This is a genomic window from Methyloferula stellata AR4 (genome assembly GCF_000385335.1).
GTDB lineage: Bacteria > Pseudomonadota > Alphaproteobacteria > Rhizobiales > Beijerinckiaceae > Methyloferula > Methyloferula stellata.
This window is the reverse complement of sequence record NZ_ARWA01000001.1, coordinates 2,145,144-2,164,648: the sequence shown is the minus strand read 5'-3', so window position 1 is coordinate 2,164,648 and position 19,505 is coordinate 2,145,144. Positions and strand designations below refer to the sequence as shown.

At 59.8% G+C, this 19,505-nt stretch carries 15 protein-coding genes; 12 read left to right on the top strand and 3 right to left on the bottom strand.

What is annotated here, in order from left to right; all coding sequences use genetic code 11:
* The first annotated feature begins 93 nt into the window (after positions 1-93).
* From A3OQ_RS0110790 to A3OQ_RS0110770, 5 genes are all read left to right on the top strand, one after another.
* A complete protein-coding gene (locus A3OQ_RS0110790) occupies positions 94-912 on the top strand; it encodes a 2OG-Fe(II)-dependent halogenase WelO5 family protein (protein WP_020175403.1) in 819 nt (272 codons plus the stop codon).
* Positions 887-1,726: a class I SAM-dependent methyltransferase gene (locus A3OQ_RS0110785; protein WP_244427128.1), complete on the top strand. Its 840-nt coding sequence runs from the start codon at positions 887-889 to the stop codon at positions 1,724-1,726. Before A3OQ_RS0110790 ends, A3OQ_RS0110785 begins: the two co-directional genes overlap by 26 nt.
* A gap of 29 nt (positions 1,727-1,755) precedes the next feature.
* Positions 1,756-2,364 (top strand): nucleoside/nucleotide kinase family protein, encoded by a 609-nt coding sequence (locus A3OQ_RS0110780; protein WP_020175401.1) that lies wholly within the window; start codon positions 1,756-1,758, stop codon positions 2,362-2,364.
* A gap of 152 nt (positions 2,365-2,516) precedes the next feature.
* Positions 2,517-2,888 (top strand): hypothetical protein, encoded by a 372-nt coding sequence (locus A3OQ_RS23570; RefSeq protein WP_152428402.1) that lies wholly within the window; start codon positions 2,517-2,519, stop codon positions 2,886-2,888.
* A gap of 73 nt (positions 2,889-2,961) precedes the next feature.
* Positions 2,962-3,903, top strand: a complete 942-nt coding sequence (locus A3OQ_RS0110770; RefSeq protein ID WP_020175399.1) for an extracellular catalytic domain type 1 short-chain-length polyhydroxyalkanoate depolymerase — start codon at positions 2,962-2,964, stop codon at positions 3,901-3,903.
* Positions 3,904-4,037: 134 nt separating this feature from the next.
* On the opposite strand, the gene A3OQ_RS0110765 is transcribed toward A3OQ_RS0110770, so the two are convergent.
* Positions 4,038-5,684, bottom strand: a complete 1,647-nt coding sequence (locus A3OQ_RS0110765; RefSeq protein ID WP_020175398.1) for an alpha-keto acid decarboxylase family protein — start codon at positions 5,682-5,684, stop codon at positions 4,038-4,040.
* A gap of 323 nt (positions 5,685-6,007) precedes the next feature.
* On the opposite strand from A3OQ_RS0110765, the gene treZ reads away from it, so the two are divergent.
* Complete coding sequence (gene treZ / locus A3OQ_RS0110760) at positions 6,008-7,801, top strand: malto-oligosyltrehalose trehalohydrolase (protein WP_040580928.1); 1,794 nt, start codon at positions 6,008-6,010, stop codon at positions 7,799-7,801.
* Positions 7,788-10,574 (top strand): malto-oligosyltrehalose synthase, encoded by a 2,787-nt coding sequence (gene treY, locus A3OQ_RS0110755; protein ID WP_020175396.1) that lies wholly within the window; start codon positions 7,788-7,790, stop codon positions 10,572-10,574. Before treZ ends, treY begins: the two co-directional genes overlap by 14 nt.
* A gap of 3 nt (positions 10,575-10,577) precedes the next feature.
* Here treY and epsC read toward each other — a convergent pair whose 3' ends face one another.
* Positions 10,578-11,534 carry a serine O-acetyltransferase EpsC gene (epsC, locus tag A3OQ_RS0110750; RefSeq protein ID WP_020175395.1) on the bottom strand — a complete coding sequence of 319 codons (957 nt, stop codon included), beginning with the start codon at positions 11,532-11,534 and terminating at the stop codon, positions 10,578-10,580.
* 281 nt (positions 11,535-11,815) lie between these two features.
* Between epsC and A3OQ_RS0110745 the strand changes: the two genes are divergently transcribed.
* From A3OQ_RS0110745 to A3OQ_RS0110735, 3 genes are read left to right on the top strand one after another with little or no spacing between them, the layout of a single operon-like run.
* On the top strand, positions 11,816-12,937 hold the full coding sequence (locus tag A3OQ_RS0110745; RefSeq protein WP_020175394.1) for an MlaE family ABC transporter permease: 1,122 nt from the start codon (positions 11,816-11,818) through the stop codon (positions 12,935-12,937).
* A gap of 3 nt (positions 12,938-12,940) precedes the next feature.
* The gene (locus A3OQ_RS0110740; protein ID WP_020175393.1) at positions 12,941-13,729 is read left to right on the top strand and encodes an ABC transporter ATP-binding protein; all 789 of its coding nucleotides are present in this window, start codon (positions 12,941-12,943) and stop codon (positions 13,727-13,729) included.
* 11 nt (positions 13,730-13,740) lie between these two features.
* Complete coding sequence (locus tag A3OQ_RS0110735) at positions 13,741-14,808, top strand: ABC-type transport auxiliary lipoprotein family protein (protein WP_020175392.1); 1,068 nt, start codon at positions 13,741-13,743, stop codon at positions 14,806-14,808.
* A gap of 75 nt (positions 14,809-14,883) precedes the next feature.
* On the opposite strand, the gene A3OQ_RS0110730 is transcribed toward A3OQ_RS0110735, so the two are convergent.
* A complete protein-coding gene (locus A3OQ_RS0110730; RefSeq protein WP_026595713.1) occupies positions 14,884-15,261 on the bottom strand; it encodes a hypothetical protein in 378 nt (125 codons plus the stop codon).
* Positions 15,262-15,485: 224 nt separating this feature from the next.
* On the opposite strand from A3OQ_RS0110730, the gene A3OQ_RS0110725 reads away from it, so the two are divergent.
* On the top strand, positions 15,486-16,688 hold the full coding sequence (locus A3OQ_RS0110725; RefSeq protein WP_020175389.1) for an HlyD family secretion protein: 1,203 nt from the start codon (positions 15,486-15,488) through the stop codon (positions 16,686-16,688).
* Complete coding sequence (gene rbbA / locus A3OQ_RS0110720; protein WP_020175388.1) at positions 16,685-19,495, top strand: ribosome-associated ATPase/putative transporter RbbA; 2,811 nt, start codon at positions 16,685-16,687, stop codon at positions 19,493-19,495. The genes A3OQ_RS0110725 and rbbA overlap by 4 nt, the downstream gene beginning before the upstream one ends.
* Positions 19,496-19,505 lie beyond the last annotated feature (10 nt).

Genomic DNA, 19,505 nt, shown 5'->3' with positions numbered 1-19,505 from the left:
ATTTATGAGATAAGCTCTAAATATTACAGGTATATTCTTGATAAGTCAGTATGAAAGACACCACCTTCAGGCGTCGCGGCCAGGATCCCGCTCATGTCTTTTCTCAAGATCGCAACGGTAGATGCGCGCAAGGCGGAAAGCAATGCCGATATCCTCGCTCAGCTTCGCAAGGATGATGTGCAAGCTATTGTTATTGAAAACCTGTTGACATCATCCGAATGCGACGGGATCGTCGCGGATCTCGAGATCAACAGGCATGACTTTCCAAAGACCTATTTTCCCGAAGCCTTCCGGTCCTTCTTCTTCGGCGCCAATCTGAATCTCGCCCACCCCGATCTTGCAGACTATTTCGCAATGGCTCCCGCGTTCGGTCGGGCGCTCGACGCCTTGATGAAGCCCTATGGCGGGTTCGAACCCAGAGTGCTCGGCGTGCTGTCGGGCTTCGATCGCGGGCGCTCCTATCGGGCCCCGCCGGGGCCAAGTGCCGGCCGGCGCTACATGGCAACGACGATCCGCGGCCATGAACAGGCAGGCTATATCCCGCCGCATTTCGACAATGAGCAGATCAAGCGGCCGAGCTTCAACCATCTCATGCCTTTGATCGAAGGCGATGTTTTTTCTTTCGTGGTAACGCTGCATCGCTCCTTGGAAGGCGGTGCGCTCGAGGTCTATGACGTGACGGCGGACCGGTTCGGTGACAGTTTCGTCAATCGCGACGGGCATGACCCGAAGCCGGATCTCTCCGGACGCGAGCGTGTCACATTCGACGTCGCGGACGGAACCATGGTGATCGTGCGGTCCGGCCGCTATCTTCACCGGCTCTCCCCCGTCGGCGGCGGCCGAACCCGTTGGACCTTTTGCTCCTTCATGGCGCAGAGCCGGGCCGATGGCACGATTTTCTGCTGGGGTTGAGATGGCGCAACCGGCAGCCCCGCGCGTACCCGCCTATTTCGATGCCTTTCTCGACGCCGTCAGAAGCGGCGCATGCATCGATCATGTCCATCTCGGACATTGGGACAGGCCTGAGGCGGCCACCGGCAGTCCGGCGGATTTCGAGGCCGCTCAACACCGCATGGCCGAGAGGCTCCTTACTTTGGCGGATGTGCAGCCAGGTCATCATATCCTCGACGCCGGCTGCGGATTGGGAGGTCTCGCGCGGCTCGTCGACGCCAAGGTTTCACCCGTCTCTTTGATTGGTCTCAACATCGACCCGAGACAGCTCGCGGTCTGCCACGGCATAAGGACCCATTCGAAAAACAGGCTCGATTGGGTGGCGGCGGATGCTTGCCACCTGCCCTTTTCAAACGCGGCCTTCGACCGGATTTTCTGTGTCGAGGCGATCTTTCATTTCACAAGCCGGCGGCTTTTTCTGGCCGAAGCCTTCCGGGTGCTGCGGCCTGGCGGCTCACTCGTGCTGGGCGACATCCTGCTTCAGCGGCCAGGCACTGATGGCGCGCTTCCCGTAGCCGCGATCGAAGACACATTGGAGACGGAGCTTGGCCCCTGGCCCGACAAATGGTTTTCGCTTGCCGAGCTTCGGTCGTGCAGCCTCGACTGCGGATTTGCGATCGAGACCGAGATCGACGCGACGGCGAATACTTTGCCGAGCTATCTGACGATCGCACCCGCCTCAAGCACGCGCCTGACGGGTCCCGCTGTCATGCGCATGCTGCATGAACGGGGCGATTTGACATATATCTATCTCCGTCTGGCAAAACCCGCCTAAATTTTCAGGTCAACAGCAACCGGGCACGCATGAAACCCATTGTCATCGCTCTTTGCGGCCCGCCGGGCTCCGGCAAGTCGACGCTTATGCGCACCATAGCGGCCTTGCGGCCGGCCTATCCAATCGTCGATTACGACGCCTTCCCCAACGCGACGGCCCGGCCCTTTCGCGACATCAAGGCTTGGTTCGAGAGAAGCGCCGACCCGAACGAATTCCTTACGCCGGAGCTGGAAGCGCATCTCGAAGCGCGCACGAAGCCGAATGGATCGGGCGAAGCGGCAACCGCTGTTTTGTTCGAAACCCCATTTGGCCGGACCCATCGGCAAACCGGACGGTTCATCGACTTTCTCGTCTGGGTCGATATCCCGCTCGAAATTGCGCTGGCCCGTCAGATTTCGGCCATGTGCCAGCAACGCAAAAATCCGACATTGCAGGAATATGAGGCCTTTATCTCGGGGCTTGAAGTCTTCCTTCAAAACTACACCGAGATCATCGTAGAGATGTACAAGCGGCAAGCCATCGAGGTTCGCGCCGGTGCCGACCTCATTGTCGACGGATTGAAAAGCCCGGCTGAATTGGCCGAGACCGTGCTTGCTGCCGCGGCAGCCTGCGATCCTTCCGTCAAAAAACTGTCATAGGCTCGCCCAGACGCCAGTGTAAACATAGGCGGCTTGATGCCGCGCATCACGCCTCCCACGTTGAGAACGGTCCGCCCATGAACCATGGCCACGCGAACAACGACAAACGGTCCCCGGGCCACATGGGCGGCCACGCAGCCCAGGCTGCTTTCATGGCTTTCGTGGCAGGCGTTTGCGCATCTTCTCAATGTCTCGCGGCATCGGCTCCGCCGCCGCCAGCGGCCGTCGACCGCTTGACCGATATCGCCCCGCATATCTCGGCTTGCATGCACGCGCCGCATGAGAATGACGAGATCACTGTCCGGCTCAGCTTTAACCGGAGCGGCGCCTTGATTGGCAAGCCGCGGATTATGTTCATGAAGTCGAGCGCGGGACCCGACGGCGAAGCGGAACTTGCAAACGCCCTGCTGGCCGCGCTGCATGACTGTACGCCATTGCCGTTCACGCCCGGCTTTGGCGCCGCGATTGCCGGAACCGTCATGACGATCCGCTTCGTCCGGCGGCCTGCAACGCGCGATCTATAAGGCGCTGCTTCGCCTAAACGCCGCAACCATCGGACAGCGCCAGAGGACAGCACCAAGGGACAGTGCCAAGCCAATGTTTCGAAATTTTCTGAATGGCCTGCCCAAATCATCTTTCGCGAACGGTTGGACCAGGCGTGGCAAGGACGTCGGCGGCAGGCCACCCACGCCTTTGCCGAAACATGCGCGCTTCGAAGAACACGACTTCTCCAATACGGCCGGAAGCCGGACATATAAGCTCTATGTGCCCGGCCGCTACGATGGCCGGGCCTTACCGCTTGTCGTCATGCTGCACGGCTGCACCCAATCGCCTGATGATTTCGCCACGGGCACGCGGATGAACACTTTGGCGGAGGAACGGACTTTCCTCGTCGCCTATCCCGAACAAAGCAAGATGGCCAATGCCTCCAAATGCTGGAACTGGTTCAACTCAGGCGATCAGCGGCGCGATCTCGGCGAGCCCTCCCTCATCGCCGGGATCACGCGTCAGATCATGGACGATTTTCCGGTCGATGTCGGGATGGTCTATATCGCCGGCCTATCCGCCGGAGGCGCCATGGCGGCCATCATGGGTATCGCCTACCCCGATCTTTACGCAGCCGTCGGGGTCCATTCGGGCCTCGCCTGCGGCGCCGCGTTCGACCTCCAATCGGCCCTCACGGCGATGCGGTATGGTAGCGTCATTCGGCGTGCCGCCGAACAGATGGTTCCGACGATCGTATTCCACGGCGATCACGACAAGACGGTCAATCCCGTCAATGCCGATCAGGTCATCGCCCAGGCCAAGAGCGCGAGGCATCTGCGGGCTTCCGTCAGCACCGGCAAGACATCGGACGGGATAAGCTTCACCCGCACCCTGCAGTCGGATGAAACCGGCCGGCCCATGCTTGAACAATGGGTGGTTCACGGTGCGGGACATGCCTGGTCCGGCGGCAGCGCGGAGGGGTCCTATACCGAGCCACGCGGCCCCGACGCCAGCCGCGCCATGGTCCGCTTTTTCTTCCAGCACCGGTTGTGACAAGACATTTCGAGGCCGTCCAGAGCGGGATGAGGAAAAGTGTGAGCGGTTTTCCGCCCGCATCCCGCTCTCATATGTTGGAATCGATCACGTTCATGATTTGATTGATTCAATCAATCAAAAGTCATCGTGATCTATGGCTGATAGAGGCTCGTCAAAGCCTCGTGCAATCTGATCGCCAGCGGCGAGGCCGCATAGGTATCGGTCACGACTTCGATATAGACGCCGGTCGTGGCTTTATTCGCCGCATCGAGCGCGGCATCGAGTTCGCCGCAGGTCGTGACGCGCGCGACAAACCAGCCATCGCAGCCCAAGGCATGCGGCAGCTCGGTGTAGCGCCATTGCGCCACGTCATTATAGCTTATGTCCGGGTCCCTGCAGAGCAACCGCTCGATCAGATAGCCATTGTTGTTCAAGACGAAGATGATGGGCTTGAGAGCGTGGCGGCCGAACTGGCCAATCTCCTGCACCGTCATCTGATGCGCGCCTTCGCCCGTCACCAGAACGAGGCGGCGGTTGGGCTCGGCGATCGCCATGCCGAAAGCAGCCGGCGTCGCCCAGCCGATCGAGCCCCAAAGCGTCTGATTGTGGAATGAGGCGCCTGCCGGCATGCGGATGAAGCCGAGCCCCATGGAGGCTGTACCGGTTTCCGCGACGAGAATATCGTTGGGCTTGAAAAAACGCTCCCAACGCGGATAGAGCGCTTCGGCCGTGATCGGATCGTCGCCACTTCCGGCAGGCGCATCGGGCGGCGCTGGCTCATATCTCTTCCACATACGCGGCTTTGCGAGGCGCTTCGTCAGGGTCGCCAGAATGTCACCCATTTCGACGCCGCCATAAGTCTTGCCGTTGACCTGCGTGACGTGATGACCAATGCTCATCATCTTCGCCGGATCGAGATGCGCGGTGAAAGCGCCGCTGTTCAAATCGGTCATCCGCGCGCCGATCAGCAGAACCCGATCGCAACTCTCGATGAAATCGCGCAAGGGCGGGTTCATCAGAGTGCCGGCATACATGCCCATATGCGAGGGATTCTGCTCGTCGAGCACCGACTTGCCCATGAACATGGTCGCAAACGGCAGACCGGACGCGGCGACCATTGCCTGCATGGGATCGCGCAAGCCGACGCGGGCGACCAGCATGCCGATCAAAAGACAGGCCGTTTGCGCCTTATCCAACGCCGCGACGATCGCCTCGGTCGCAGCTTCGAGCGCGACGGGATCGCTATGGACGGCCCGCAACGGTTCATCCACGCCAAGCATGGGCCGGTTAGCGAGATCGGCCGGAAAAGCCATATAGACCGGCCGGCGGCGGTAAAGCGCTTCGAAGATCAGCCGCTCGGTCTCATAGGCCACGTTCTGCGGCGTGATCACCGCATGGGCGCAAACGACAGGTTCGCTCATCTTGCGGAACAGGTCATATTCGCCATTGGCGAATGTGTGATGCATGAGCGCGCGCGCCGATTGGACCGACATATTCGGCGTGCCGACGAGATGAAACACCGGCAGATGCTCGGCATAGCAACCGGCGATGCCCGCGAGCGCGCTAAGCTCGCCCACCCCATAAGTGGTCGAGAGCGCGGCGACACCCTTGATTCTGGCATAGCCATCGGCAGCATAGGCGGCGTTGAGTTCGTTGCAGCAACCGATCCATCGCATTTCGGGATGTTCGATCACGGCATCGGACACCGGAAAGGAAAAGTCGCCCGGAACGCCGAAGACGTCATCGACTCCGATCGCATGCAGACGCGCGAGCACATGTTGAATGACGGTTTGTACCATAAAGAGCTCCAAGCCGGATGCGCGCCGGCCCTCCTTGAACAGGTTGAGTCAATTTACGCGAGGACTGTCTCAAAAGCACGGCGTGGAAGCATTACACTTGTAACTAAACGCCAGGCTCCAAGCGCGCAGCCGGACAACAGATAGGCAGGGGCGCTGCCAATCTCAACACGCGAAACTCAGGCTGAAGCTATTTGCGTGACCTTTTGGTGACGAGATGGAACCTCGCCGCCGCGGGCGTGTTTGCACCGGCCCTCATTCTTTTTAATTTCCTTTTTCTTTGGCCCTGGCCAGCCTGGACGCCCGACTTGAAACGCAGCCACAAAATGACCTTCGGTACCGAAATAACCGAAGCTGGCACGCGCTTCCGCCTCTGGGCTCCAAAACACGATCTCGTGAACCTCAAAATCGACGGCGCCGGCCTTCAGGCGATGCGGCCGCAGGGCGGCGGCTGGCATGAGTTCGTCACGACGGACGCGCGTGCCGGAAGCCTCTATCAATTCGTCCTGCCGGATGGGCTCCATGTTCCAGATCCCGCCTCGCGTTTTCAGCCGCAGGATGTGCATGGCCCGAGCGAGGTCATCGATCCCAACGCCTATCTATGGCAGGACGGCGATTGGCGCGGCCGGCCATGGGAAGAAGCAGTTCTCTATGAATTGCATATCGGCGCTTTTACGCCGGACGGCACGTTTCGCGCGGCTATCGAAAAACTCGATCAGCTCGCCGATCTCGGCATCACTGCCATCGAGCTGATGCCCGTCGCGGATTTTCCGGGTGAACGAAACTGGGGCTATGACGGTGTCCTGCTCTTCGCGCCGGATTCAAGCTATGGCCGGCCGGAGGATCTGAAGGCCCTCATCGACGCCGCGCATGGCAAAGGCCTGATGGTTTTTCTCGACGTCATTTATAATCACTTCGGCCCTGACGGGAATTATCTGCCGTGCTATGCGCCCATCTTCAAAGATGTGCATACGCCTTGGGGCGCCGCGGTCAATTACGATGCGAAAAACTCGGAATGGGTTCGCGCATTGATCGTCGAGAATGCACTTTATTGGATAGAAGAATATCATTTCGACGGGTTGCGGCTCGACGCGGTCCATGCCATCCGCGACGAAAGCCCGCGGCATCTTCTGGATGTGATCGCGGCAGCCGTGCGAGAGGCCACAAATGGCCGCCACGTTCATCTCGTGATCGAGAACGAGGAGAATGAGTCCGCAAGGCTGCTGCGAGCCAGCCATGGCGAGCCGCTTCAATATACGGCGCAATGGAACGACGATATCCACCATACGCTGCATGTGGCGGCCACAGGCGAGACCTCAGGCTATTACGCGGATTATGAAGGCGATACGGCAAAGCTCTGCCGCGCGCTCGCCGAAGGCTTCGCCTTTCAAGGCGAGGTGATGGCCTATCGCGGCACGTCGCGCGGCGAGCCCTCCGCTCATTTACCACCATCGGCTTTCGTCGCCTTTATTCAAAACCACGATCAGATCGGCAACCGCGCCTTCGGCGAGAGACTGGTGATCATCGCGCCGCACGAAGCGGTGAAGGCCGTCGCCTCGATTTATCTTCTCTCGCCGCAGATCCCGATGCTTTTCATGGGCGAGGACTGGGGCGCCTTGCAGCCCTTTCCGTTCTTCTGCGACTTCGCAGGCGAACTCTCGGATGCGGTACGTGAAGGCCGTCGCGCCGAATTTGCAAAATTTCCGGAATTTCACGATCCGCAACGGCGCGAACGCATTCCAGATCCGACCGCCCGCGAGACATATCTATCGGCAAAGCTTCAATGGAACGAGGTAGCAGAGCCCGCGCATGCCGAATGGCGCACGTTCTACAAGGACCTTTTGCGCGTCCGGCATGCCGAGATCATCCCGCGCCTCAAAGGTGCCAAGAGTGGATGCTACGACATCCTGGGAGACGCAGCCGTTCGCGTCGCCTGGCCTCTGGGTGACGGTTCGACTTTGACGCTTTGCGCCAATCTCAAACCCGACCCGCTCGCAGATTTCGAACTCCCGCTGGGACATCGGATCTGGACGGAGGGCCGGTCTCTCACCCAAGGCCTCGGCGCCTGGAATGTCGTCTGGATCATGAACAAAGATGCGAGCGATCATGTCATCGCCTGAACACGCCCCCGGCATCCCACGCGCGACATATAGGCTGCAGTTCAACAAAGACTTCGGCTTCGATGACGCAGCAGTGCTCGCGCCCTACCTCGCGGCGCTCGGCGTGAGCCATGTCTACGCCTCGCCCTATCTGCGCGCCCGGCCCGGCAGCACGCATGGCTATGACATCGTCAGCCATACAGAGCTCAATCCCGAACTCGGCACGGCAGAAGCCTATGCGCGCATGGTCGCGGCTTTCAAGGCGCATGGGCTCAGCCAAATTCTGGATTTCGTGCCAAATCATATGGGCGTCGGCGGCGCTGACAATCCCTGGTGGCTGAACGTCCTCGAATGGGGGCCTGACTCGGAGTTCGCCGGCTGGTTCGACATAGATTGGGAAACCGACCGGCTTTATCTGCGCCAAAAAATCCTGGTGCCCTTTTTAGGCGATCATTATGGCGCGGTCCTGGCGTCCGGCGGACTCAAACTGAAGTTCGATGCGGATGAAGGCTCTTTCGCCGTCTGGGCCTATGACACGCATAAGCTGCCGATCTGCCCTTTGCATTATGGACGCATTCTCGGCGACAAACATGCCGAGCTTGAACGGTTGAGCGATGCCTTCGCGCATCTTTCGGCTTTCCGGCCGCATGTGCAGCGATGTGCGGATGAGCTCAAGGCCGAGCTCGCCGAGCACGCCAGGAACGATCCGAAGCTTGCGGCGGCCATCGAGACGGCGCTCGATCGTTTCAACGGTGCGTCCGGCAATCTTGAAACCTGGGCGAGACTCGATGAATTGATCGGGGATCAATATTGGCGCGCCGCGCATTTTCGCGTCGCGGCGGACGATATCAATTACCGGCGCTTCTTCAACATCAACGATCTCGCAGGCATCCGGATCGAGCTGCCGGAATTGTTCGACCATGCCCATTCGCTGATCTTCCAACTGCTCGAAGATGGCGTGCTCGACGGGCTGCGCCTCGATCACATAGACGGCCTGCTCGATCCCAAGGCCTATTGCCTGCGCCTGCGCGACAAGGCCCCGCGCCTGCCCTATCTCGTGGTCGAGAAAATTCTTGCCCCGCATGAGAGTCTCAGAGCCGATTGGAATGTCGACGGCACGACCGGCTATGAATTCGCAAATCTCGTCACGCGCCTGATGATCGACCCTGCAGGCGAAGAGGTGCTGACCCGCTTCTATGCCGAGTTCACCGGTCAGGACACGCCGTTCAGCGAGATCGCGCGCGACTGCAAGTTGCGCATCATGGAAAACGAAATGGCGAGCGAGTTGAACGTCCTTGCCCGCGATGCCGGGCGCGTCGCCCGCTCCAATGCGCGCACCGCCGATTTCACCGATAATGTATTGCGCCGCGCCTTGCAGCAGATCATCGCCTGTTTTCCGGTCTACCGGACCTATGTCGACGGCAGCGCGCCAAGCGATGCCGACCGGCGTGACATCGATTGGGCGCTAGCTCATGCGCGCCGCTACGATACGGCGCTCGATCCGAGCGTCTTCGATTTCCTCTATGGATTGCTCACCTGCGATTTGATCGCCGAACCGCGGAGCGGCTTTAGCCGGGTCGCGGTCATCCGCGTCGCCATGCGGGCGCAGCAATATAGCGGGCCTGTCATGGCAAAGGGCGTCGAGGATACGGCCTTCTACCGCTACAATCGCCTGCTCGCGCTGAACGAAGTCGGCGGTCAGCCGGATCAATTCAGCACCAGCCCCACGGCTTTTCATTACGCCAATGCCGAGCGCGCGAAACGCACGCCTCATGCCATGCTGAGCACCTCGACGCATGACACGAAACGCGGCGAGGACGCGCGGGCGCGTCTGGCGGTGCTCTCCGAATGCGCGGAGGCATGGACGCAACGCGTCGGCGCCTGGAGCCGGATCCTGCGCGCCGGCAGCTCCGGTTCGCCGCAAGACACACCGCCCGACCGCAATGATGAATATGCCTTCTATCAGCTTCTTCTCGGCTCATGGCCGATGGAGCTTTCGACGGGTGCTGTGCCGGATGCGCCAGCTTTGGACCTCTTTCGGCAACGCATCGAAGGCGCCATGGTGAAAGCGATGCGCGAGGCCAAGGTGCATACGACATGGGCTGCGCCAAACGCCGCTTACGAAGATGCTGTTCTCGACTTCATCCGCCATGCGCTCGACGTGTCGCGGACGAATCCGTTCCTGGAATCCTTCGTCGCCTTTCAAGCGCGCATGGCCTGGTTCGGCATGCACAACAGTCTGGTGCAGACGGTGTTGAAGCTCACCGCCCCCGGCGTTCCGGATATTTATCAAGGCGCGGAACTCTGGGACTTGAGCCTGGTCGATCCGGATAACCGGCGCCCGGTCGATTTCGCCGCGCGGCAGAAGATGCTCGCATGCGGCGCCAAGCACGCGCGGGATGCGTTGCAGATCAAGACGTTCTTGGAGACATGGCAAGACGGCGGCCTCAAACTGAGTCTGATCGAGGCGGTCCTGCAAGCCCGCGCCGCCCTGCCCGATCTTTTCCGGGGCTCGTCCTATATCGCGCTGAACCCATCAGGTCCGGGTGCCGGCCGAATCTGTGCCTTCGCGCGTCAAAGCGGTGACACCTGGCTCGTGGTGGCCGTTGCTTTATGCCCGAGCGCGGATCAAGCCTGGACGGATACAGACATCGCTCTTCCGGCGGGTTTCGAAAGCGGCGATTGGCGCAATATTTTGGATGGCTCGATCGTTTGCGCGACCAATGCTTCATTCGCAGCCAGCGCACTTTTTGCGACGCTGCCTGTTGCCGTGCTGACGACCCAGCTCACCTGAGAGCTAGATCCCGCCGCCTTCGATAAAGACGTCGTTTCGCGCCTGCATTTGGGTGATATTGCTACCCGGCGGCACGCTGTTCGTCAGCCACACATTTCCGCCTATGGTCGAGCCCTTGCCGACGGTGATGCGGCCGAGGATCGTCGCGCCCGCATAGATCACGACATCGTCTTCGATAATCGGGTGGCGGGGCGCGCCCTTCACCAAAGCGCCGCTCTCATCCTTCGTAAAACGCTTGGCGCCGAGCGTCACGGCCTGATAGATCCGCACATTCTGACCGATGATCGCGGTCTCGCCGATGACGACACCGGTCCCGTGATCGATGAAAAAACTCCCGCCGATCGTCGCGCCAGGATGAATGTCGATGCCCGTCGCCGAATGTGCGCTCTCCGCGATAAGCCGCGCGATCAAAGGCGCGCCCAATTGATAAAGCTCATGCGCGAGACGGTGCCTGACGACGGCCGTCACACCTGGATAACAGAGCAGCACTTCATCGAGGCTGCGCGCCGCCGGATCGCCGCGAAATGCGGCCTGCACATCGCTCTCGAGCAGAGCCCGCACCTTAGGCAGATTGGCCGCGAAGGCACGCGTGATCTCGGCCGCTTTCGGTTCGAGCGCGTCGGCGTCTTCCGTTGCCGACGCCTTGACAAGCAACAACTCGCGCCGGACCTGTTCGACAAGTGCCCGGAGGGCGCTGTCGAGACTGCGTCCGACGAAATCATCGATCGTATCCGCGTTCAAAGAGGCTGGGCCGAAGTGTCGTGGAAACAGCGCCGCGGAAATCGCCCTCACGATGACAAGAAGCGTGTCTTGCGACGGCAATTCATAGGTCACGCCTTCGGGTCGGCTCGCCTGCCGCCATTCCTTGCGCAAAGCCCGCAGTTCCAGAACAATGCGGTCAAGCTCCTGTTGGAGCAGCGCAGGAGCGGCTTCGCCATCGTTTTTCAGTCGAGACTCCATGCCGAGACATCTTTCACGGGGATCTGCCCATCTGATGTTAAATATGCGTCAAAACCGTAACACCGGAGACGCAGAATGTTTTTCTTTAATGTGGTGAGCCTTCTCTCATAAACAGCCTTCTAATTAAGCTTTTGTTTTTTATAATGTTTTAAAGAAGAATAAGCGCCGCTGCCACTGGCCTTCACCAGAGCAAGACGCCAGCATGTCGATTTTGACACAGCGCAACGCGCCTTCCGCCGATTAAAGTTCTAAGGCCTTCTCGAACGCCCAGGAGAGACGACGTGACATCGGAAGTGGCATTGCAAAGCACGCTGCACGGCGACGAATTGAATGTGACCGCGAGTGGCTCTTGGACGGCCGTTCACGCCTCTAAGCTCGAACCGCTGATCGATCGGGTCCGACGCGAATCCAAAGGTCACAGCCTGTCGGTCGATATGCAAGGCGTGAGCGAAATCGACACATTTGGGGCCTGCCTGCTGGAACGTTTGTTCCAAGATAGACAAGAAACCCATGTGGTCGGGAGGCCTCAAAGGGGACAGGAGCTGATCGACGAAGTCGATCGCATCAATCGTGTGGCGCACGTACCGATCGTCAAAAAGCGCCCGCGATTCGCCGCCATAGAGGCCATCGGCCGCGGCGTCTTCGGCAGCGTAGACTACATGCTAGGCTTCGTCGGCACACTCGGATCCCTCGGCGACGCTTTTAGCCGGACCGTTTTCCGGCCGCAGATGTTCCGCCTGACGCCTTTTGTCTATCAGCTCGATCGCGTCGGCCTTCAGGCCGTGCCGATCATCCTTTTGATCACATTCTTGATCGGTTGCATCATTTCCCAACAGAGCTTTTTCAGCTTCAAGCAATTCGGCGCCGATACTTATATCGTCAACCTTCTCGCCTTTCTCGTGCTGCGCGAATTGGGTGTGCTGGTCACAGCCATCATGGTCGCCGGCCGGTCGGGCAGCTCTTATACCGCCGAGATCGGTTCGATGAAGATGCGCGAGGAGATCGATGCCTTGCGCACGATGGGCCTCAACCCGGTCAATGTGCTTCTTCTGCCGCGCGTTCTCGCGCTGATGGTCGCGCTGCCGCTGCTGACATTCCTCGGATTCATGGCGGCGCTTTATGGCGGCGGCCTGGTCGCGTGGATTTATGGCGGCATGAGCCCGCCCATTTTCCTCTCCCGATTGCGGGAGGTGATTACCGTCACCCAAATCGAAGTCGGCATGTATAAGGCGCCTTTCATGGCGCTGGCGATCGGGATCATTTCCTGCGCCGAAGGTCTCGCCGTCAAGGGCAGCGCGGAGTCGCTCGGCCAGCACACGACCTCATCCGTCGTTAAGTCGATTTTTTTCATCATCTTGCTTGATGGCCTGCTCGATATGTTCTTTGCCGCGATCGGAATGTGAGCAATGGAGCCTTCGGATCAGCAAGTCATCATCAGCGTGCGCGACCTCGTCGTCGGCTTTGGCGATCGTAACGTGCTCGACCATCTTACGCTCGATGTGAGACGCGGCGAGATTCTCGGCATTGTCGGAGCCTCCGGGAGCGGCAAGTCGGTTCTGATGCGCACAATCATCGGGCTCGTCCCGAAACGCGAAGGTCAAATCACGATCCTGAATACGGACCGCGATAAAGCCTCAGTGGAGGCGATCAACGCCATAGAGCGGCATTGGGGCATTCTCTTTCAGCAAGGCGCGCTCTTCTCGTCGCTGACGGTCCGGCAGAATGTCGAATTTCCCATGCGGGAATATTTGAACCTGTCCGACGGCCTGCGGACCGATGTGGCGATGACCAAGCTCGGCATGGTCGGCTTATCCGCCCAGGATGCCGAGAAATATCCGTCCGAACTCTCAGGCGGCATGACGAAGCGCGTGGCGCTCGCGCGTGCCCTCGCCCTCGACCCGAAAATCGTCTTTCTCGACGAACCGACGTCGGGTCTCGATCCGATCGCGGCCGGTGAGTTCGACGCCTTGATCAAGACGCTCCAACGGACGCTTGGTCTCACTGTCTTCATGGTGACCCATGATCTCGACAGTCTTCATGCCATCTGCGACCGTATCGCTGCGATAGCCGACGGCAAGGTCGTCGCCGAAGGTCCGATGAAAACCATGCTCGCGTCGGAGCATCCCTGGGTCAAAGCTTATTTTCAAGGCACGCGCGCGCGCGGCGAAGTGCTTGGCGAACCATCCTCCGTTTGAAGGCCTAATTCATGGAAACTACGGCACGTTATCTTTGGGTCGGATTATTTACCCTGGCCGTCATTCTCGCCGGATTTGGCTTTGTCTATTGGCTGCATCACAATGGCGGCCTGGCCAAACGAACTGTCTATCAAGTCCACTTCGAAGGTCCGATTTCCGGTCTGCAGACAGGCGCTCCTGTCCAGTTCAACGGCATTCGCGTCGGTGAAGTGACGAATCTCGGGCTCGATTCCAACGATCCATCGAAAGTTGTGGCGACGATCGCCATCGCGTCCGGCGCACCCGTCAAGGCGGATACGAAGGTCGATATCGTCGTCCCTGGGCTGACTGGGACGCCTGAGATCTCACTTCGTGGCGGAGCCAAGGACGCTCCCGTGCTGCAAGGTTCGGAAGCAAATCCACCCGTTCTCATAGCCGACGCCGCCGCGGGACAGGATGTCATGCAGGCCGCGCGCTCGGCGCTTCAAAGCCTCAACAAGATTTTGGGCGATAATTCCGGCCATATCGATAAAATATTCGCGGGCCTGGAACATTTCATAGGCGGGGGATCGGATGAAAAGCCAAAGCAGATCTATGATCTGACCTTGGCAAAGGCAGCGGCGGCGCCGAGCCCTGCCGGGCATGCGTCCTTCACGATTTCCGACCCAACAGCCACCGTCGTTCTCCAAACGCAGCGCATCCTGGCCCGGTCCAACGACGGGCAGATCACGCAACTGGGCGATGCGCAATGGAGCGATTCATTGCCGAAGCTCCTCCAGGAAAAGATCATCCAGAGCTTCGAGAATGCCGGATTCCTGGCCTCGGTTCTGCCGCCGGTCGATCAGGTCACGGCCAATTATCGATTGCTGGTCGATCTGCGGAGCTTCGCTGTCGTCTCCAACCCGGATCCCGCGGCGGATATTGAATTCTCGGTCAAGATCGTGGCCGAGGACGGCCATGTCGTCGGCGGGAAGATTTTCCACGCCACGGTTCCCACGAAGGACATGGAAACGCCGTCGCTCGTCGCCGCTTTCAACCAGGCTTTCGGGCAAGTCGCCAGCGAGCTGATCGCCTGGACGACGAAAACGATCGCGAGCTGATCGCAACGATAAAAGTCCGGCTCGATACATCGAGCCGGACCTAATCTCCGCCTTCGATAGAAAGATCGCGCTGCTTTACGCCGGATGGATCTCTTTGATCTTGAAGGTGTGCGGATGGCCATCGGCATCGCGAATGGACACATATTCGTTTGCAACGAAATGATGTGTATCCAAGCGATAGCCGGACTCGTCCTCGTTGCTGGCCTTGGGATCGTAATCGATCTTCCAGGTCGCGCCATGAACCCCGCCCGCCTGATGCACGAGCAGTCCTGACCGATCGTCTTCGCCAACCCAGAACCGGCGGACGCGGCATTGCGCCTTTGCCTTGTGCCAAGCCTCGGGATCAAGGTGGCCAGCGCTATCGAGCGGTGCAACGATATCATATCCGCATTCGGTGCTCCCTTCGGGAAAATCCGGCTCGCGCGCCAAGGTCAAGGTAATATGTTGCAACATGTCCAGGCTCCCAATGCCAAAAAGTGGCTCAATCTAACCAAGCTACGCGATTTTGAATTGATTCTCGTCAAGGGAGGATCGCCAATGGCTCTGCGGCAAACCTAAATTCATCGATTGATCAACATCAAGCAATCCATGTGCATAAGGAGCTATAGGTTAATGCGAGGCTAGGGATTGCTTGACGTCGCAGCCTCAATTTTCCCATCGCCACTGGGGATCAAACCGTGACCAAGACCACCGAAGCGAAGGGGCCCCTCGCCCCTTCGGATGAAACCGCGCCCAAAGAGGGCGAGATCCTACCACCTGAAAATGCGCTCGTTGCCGTACCGCAGACCTTGCCCGTTCCGGTCAAAGAACTGCCGCGAAAAAAATCACGCTGGAAGCTTGCGGCTTTGCTCTTAGTCGTATTTGGCGCGGCAGGTGGCGGCGGGGCTTATTGGTGGCACTTGCAGCACCTCGGTCTGCCGGTCGGAATCGTTTCCGGCAATGGGCGGATCGAAGCGCAGGAAATCGATATCGATACCAAATTCGCGGGGCGCGTGATCGAACGGCTCGCGGATGAGGGCGACATGGTGACGGCGGGCCAAGTGGTCGCGCGCATGGATACGCGGGATCTTGAGGCTTCCCTCAAAGCGACCGAGGCACAGGTTCAGCAAGCCCAGCGGACGCTTGATGAGGCGCGCGCCAATGTCGTGCTGCAGATCACCCAGGTCACGCTCGCGCAGCAGGAAATCGACCGTACCAGCAACCTCGTCCAACGCGGATATGCGACCCATGAATTGCTCGACCAGCGCCGTCAGGCGCTCGACGGCGCCAATGCGGCGCTGACAGCCGCCAAGGAACGTGTCGGCCAAGCCGAGCACGCCTTGGACGCGGCGACGCATAATGTCGAACTCTATAAGGTCAACATCGCCGATAACACGCTGGTCGCGCCGACGGTCGGCCGCATCCAATATCGCATCGCCAATGTCGGCGAAGTCCTGCCGGCTGGCGGCAAGGTCTTTACCATGCTCGATATCTCGGATGTCTATATGGACATCTATTTGCCGACTGCGGCGGCCGGCCGCGCAAAGGTCGGATCGGATGCCAAAATCATACTCGATGCCTGGCCGAAATACGTGATCCCGGCGCATGTCTCCTTCGTTGCCACGCAGGCGCAATTCACGCCGAAAGCGGTCGAGACGGAAGACGAGCGCGACAAGCTCATGTTCCGCGTCAAGGTGCGCGTCGACCCGGGCATTTTGCAAGCGCATGCCGCCGATGTGCGGACCGGATTGCCCGGCAGAGCCTATGTGCGGACCGATCCCAAGGTCGAATGGCCTCAGAATCTGCAAGGCTCGCCCGACCAGGCATCGCTGGCCCCAGCACCGCCAGCTCAGGCATCACCCGTCCAAGGATCGCCGGCCCAAGGATCGCCCGCCCGATGAGCGAATCCCATGAAGCCTTCGGCGCGCTTCGCGGGGTTTCGCTGGTCTACGGCAACACGGCAGCCCTCGACAATGTGACGATCTCGTTTCCGGCGGGTTGCATGGTGGGGCTCATTGGCCCCGACGGCGTCGGCAAATCGTCGCTGTTGAGCCTGCTCGCGGGCGCCAGGCGCGTTCAAACCGGCGAGGTTCATGTGCTTGGCGGCGATCTCGGCGATACCGGTCATCGCGCCGATGTCTGCCCGCGCATCGCCTATATGCCGCAAGGTCTCGGAAAGAACCTCTATCCGGACCTCAGCGTGCGCGAGAATATCGAATTCTTCGGCAGGCTTTTCGGCCAAGACCGCGAAGAGCGCGACCGGCGCATCGCTACGCTTTTGAAAGCGACCGGCCTCGATCCTTTTCCCGACCGGCCGGCGAGCAAGCTATCCGGCGGCATGCGCCAAAAGCTCGGCCTCTGTTGCGCACTGATTCACGATCCCGATCTTCTGATCCTCGACGAACCGACGACGGGCGTCGATCCATTGTCGCGGCGGCAATTCTGGAGCCTCATCTCCCACATGCGGGCCGAACGCCAAGGCATGAGCGTCATCGTCGCGACGGCCTATATGGAGGAAGCCGAACAATTCGACTGGCTGGTGGCGATGGACGCTGGCCGCATCCTCGCAACGGGATCGCCCTCCAAGCTCAAGGCGAAGACCGGATCGCCCACGCTCGAAGAAAGTTTCATCGCGCTTCTGCCCGAAGAACGCCGCCGCGGCCGCAAGATCTTTTCAATCGCGCCAAGGCCGCCCGAAGATGGTGAAGTGGTCATCCTCGCCCGCAACCTCACACGCAGCTTCGGCGCTTTCACGGCCGTCGATAACGTCAATTTCTCGATCGAACGCGGCGAAATTTTCGGTTTTCTCGGATCGAACGGCTGCGGCAAGACGACGACGATGAAAATGCTGACGGGGCTTCTCCCCGCGAGTTCCGGCGAGGTGCTCTTGTTCGGCAAGCCGATCGATGCCTCGGACATGCGTGCACGGTTTCGCGTCGGCTATATGTCGCAGAGCTTTTCGCTCTATACGGAGCTGACGGTCAATCAGAACCTCGATCTTCATGCGCATTTGTTCCATCTCGGCAAGGAAGCGGAGCCGCGCATCGCAGCGCTTGTCGCGCGTTTCGGCCTTGCCCCCTATCTCGACCAGCGCGCCGCCGAACTGCCGCTCGGCATCCGCCAGCGCCTGTCGCTCGCCGTCGCCGTCGTGCACCGGCCCGAGATTCTCATTCTCGACGAGCCGACATCGGGCGTCGATCCTCTGGCGCGCGATCAGTTCTGGGAGCTTTTGGCGGATCTCTCGCGCAATGACGGGATGACCGTCTTCATCTCCACGCATTTCATGAACGAAGCGGCCCGGTGCGACCGTATCGCCTTGATGGATGCGGGACGCGTTCTCGCCATGGGAACGCCGGACGAACTCGTCAAAGCGCGCGGCAGCGCTAATCTGGAAGATGCCTTCATCGACTATCTCGAAGAAGCCAATCCCGCCCGCGAGCCGCAATCGCAGCCCTTGATCGCCGCGCCTCCGGCCCGGCAGGAGCAAGCCCCCCGGCCCGAACGAAAATGGTTCAGCCCGCGCCGGCTCTTCGCTTATACGATCCGCGAAGGACTTGAACTGCTGCGCGACCCGATCCGTCTGGGCTTTGCGTTTTTCGGAACGGCGTTTCTCATGGCTGTCTTCGGCGCGGGCATCTCGACCGATGTGAACAATCTGACCTTCGCGGTCCTCGATCGCGACAATTCGCACGAAAGCCGTGCGTATCTCGAAGAATTGCGCGGTTCGAGCTATTTCATCGAAAAGGCGCCAATCAAGGATCAGGCCGATCTCGAACGGCGCTTGCAATCGGGAGATATCAAGGCCGGCATTGAAATCCCTCCGGACTTCGGCCGCTTCCTCAAAAAAGGATTTCAGACCGAGGTCGGCGCCTGGGTCGATGGCGCCATGCCGTTTCGGGCCGAGACGATCCGCAGCTATCTGCTGGCCGCCCACCAGCAGTTTCTGGCGGATTATGCGGTGCGCAACGGTCAGGCCGCCGCCGATACGCCCGACGATAAGCGCGAGGCGCTGCGCAATAAAGATGTCGCCATGTTCAACCAGCCGAACGTCAATCCGGCCGTGCAGGCGCGGATCGAAACGCGGTTTCTCTACAATCAGAACTTCGAAAGCATCTATGCCCAGGTGCCCGGCTCGATCGCGCTGCTGCTCGTCATGATCCCCGCCATTTTAATGGCGCTCGCCATCGTGCGCGAGAAGGAGCTCGGCTCGATCACCAATCTTTACGTGACGCCCGTCACGCGCATCGAGTTCCTGCTCGGCAAGCAGATCCCCTATATCGGGATCGCAATGGCCAATTTTCTGCTCTTGTGCCTGATGGGACTCTTTGTGTTCGGCGTACCGATCAAAGGGAGTTTTTTGGTGCTGCTTTTGGGCGCCCTGCTCTATGTCACGGCGACGACCGGCATAGGCATGTTGATATCGACGTTCTGCCAGACACAGATCGCAGCTTTGTTCGGGACAGCGATCCTCACGCTGCTGCCGGCCACCACCTTCTCCGGCATGCTGACGCCGGTCTCTTCTCTCACCGGCGTGCCCGCCCTCATGGGGCGCGGCTTCCCGATGACCTATTTCTTGAAGATCAGCGTCGGCACTTTTACCAAAGGGCTCGGCTTTCAAGATTTGTCGATGACTTTGCTCCAGGTCGCCGCCTTCATTCCAATCCTGACCGTGCTCAGCCTCGTTTTCCTGCGTAAGCAAGAAACCTGAATACGGGACA

Bases quoted from the DNA above. Each gene is read 5' to 3' on its own strand.
- A3OQ_RS0110790 (WP_020175403.1), top strand. From the start codon at position 94: ATGTCTTTTCTCAAGATCGCAACGGTAGATGCGCGCAAGGCGGAAAGC.
- A3OQ_RS0110780 (WP_020175401.1), top strand. From the start codon at position 1,756: ATGAAACCCATTGTCATCGCTCTTTGCGGCCCGCCGGGCTCCGGCAAG.
- A3OQ_RS0110785 (WP_244427128.1), top strand. From the start codon at position 887: ATGGCACGATTTTCTGCTGGGGTTGAGATGGCGCAACCGGCAGCCCCG.
- A3OQ_RS0110765 (WP_020175398.1), bottom strand. From the start codon at position 5,684: ATGGTACAAACCGTCATTCAACATGTGCTCGCGCGTCTGCATGCGATC.
- A3OQ_RS0110735 (WP_020175392.1), top strand. From the start codon at position 13,741: ATGGAAACTACGGCACGTTATCTTTGGGTCGGATTATTTACCCTGGCC.
- treZ (WP_040580928.1), top strand. From the start codon at position 6,008: ATGACCTTCGGTACCGAAATAACCGAAGCTGGCACGCGCTTCCGCCTC.
- A3OQ_RS0110770 (WP_020175399.1), top strand. From the start codon at position 2,962: ATGTTTCGAAATTTTCTGAATGGCCTGCCCAAATCATCTTTCGCGAAC.
- epsC (WP_020175395.1), bottom strand. From the start codon at position 11,534: ATGGAGTCTCGACTGAAAAACGATGGCGAAGCCGCTCCTGCGCTGCTC.
- rbbA (WP_020175388.1), top strand. From the start codon at position 16,685: ATGAGCGAATCCCATGAAGCCTTCGGCGCGCTTCGCGGGGTTTCGCTG.
- A3OQ_RS0110740 (WP_020175393.1), top strand. From the start codon at position 12,941: ATGGAGCCTTCGGATCAGCAAGTCATCATCAGCGTGCGCGACCTCGTC.
- A3OQ_RS23570 (WP_152428402.1), top strand. From the start codon at position 2,517: ATGGCTTTCGTGGCAGGCGTTTGCGCATCTTCTCAATGTCTCGCGGCA.
- A3OQ_RS0110730 (WP_026595713.1), bottom strand. From the start codon at position 15,261: ATGTTGCAACATATTACCTTGACCTTGGCGCGCGAGCCGGATTTTCCC.
- treY (WP_020175396.1), top strand. From the start codon at position 7,788: ATGTCATCGCCTGAACACGCCCCCGGCATCCCACGCGCGACATATAGG.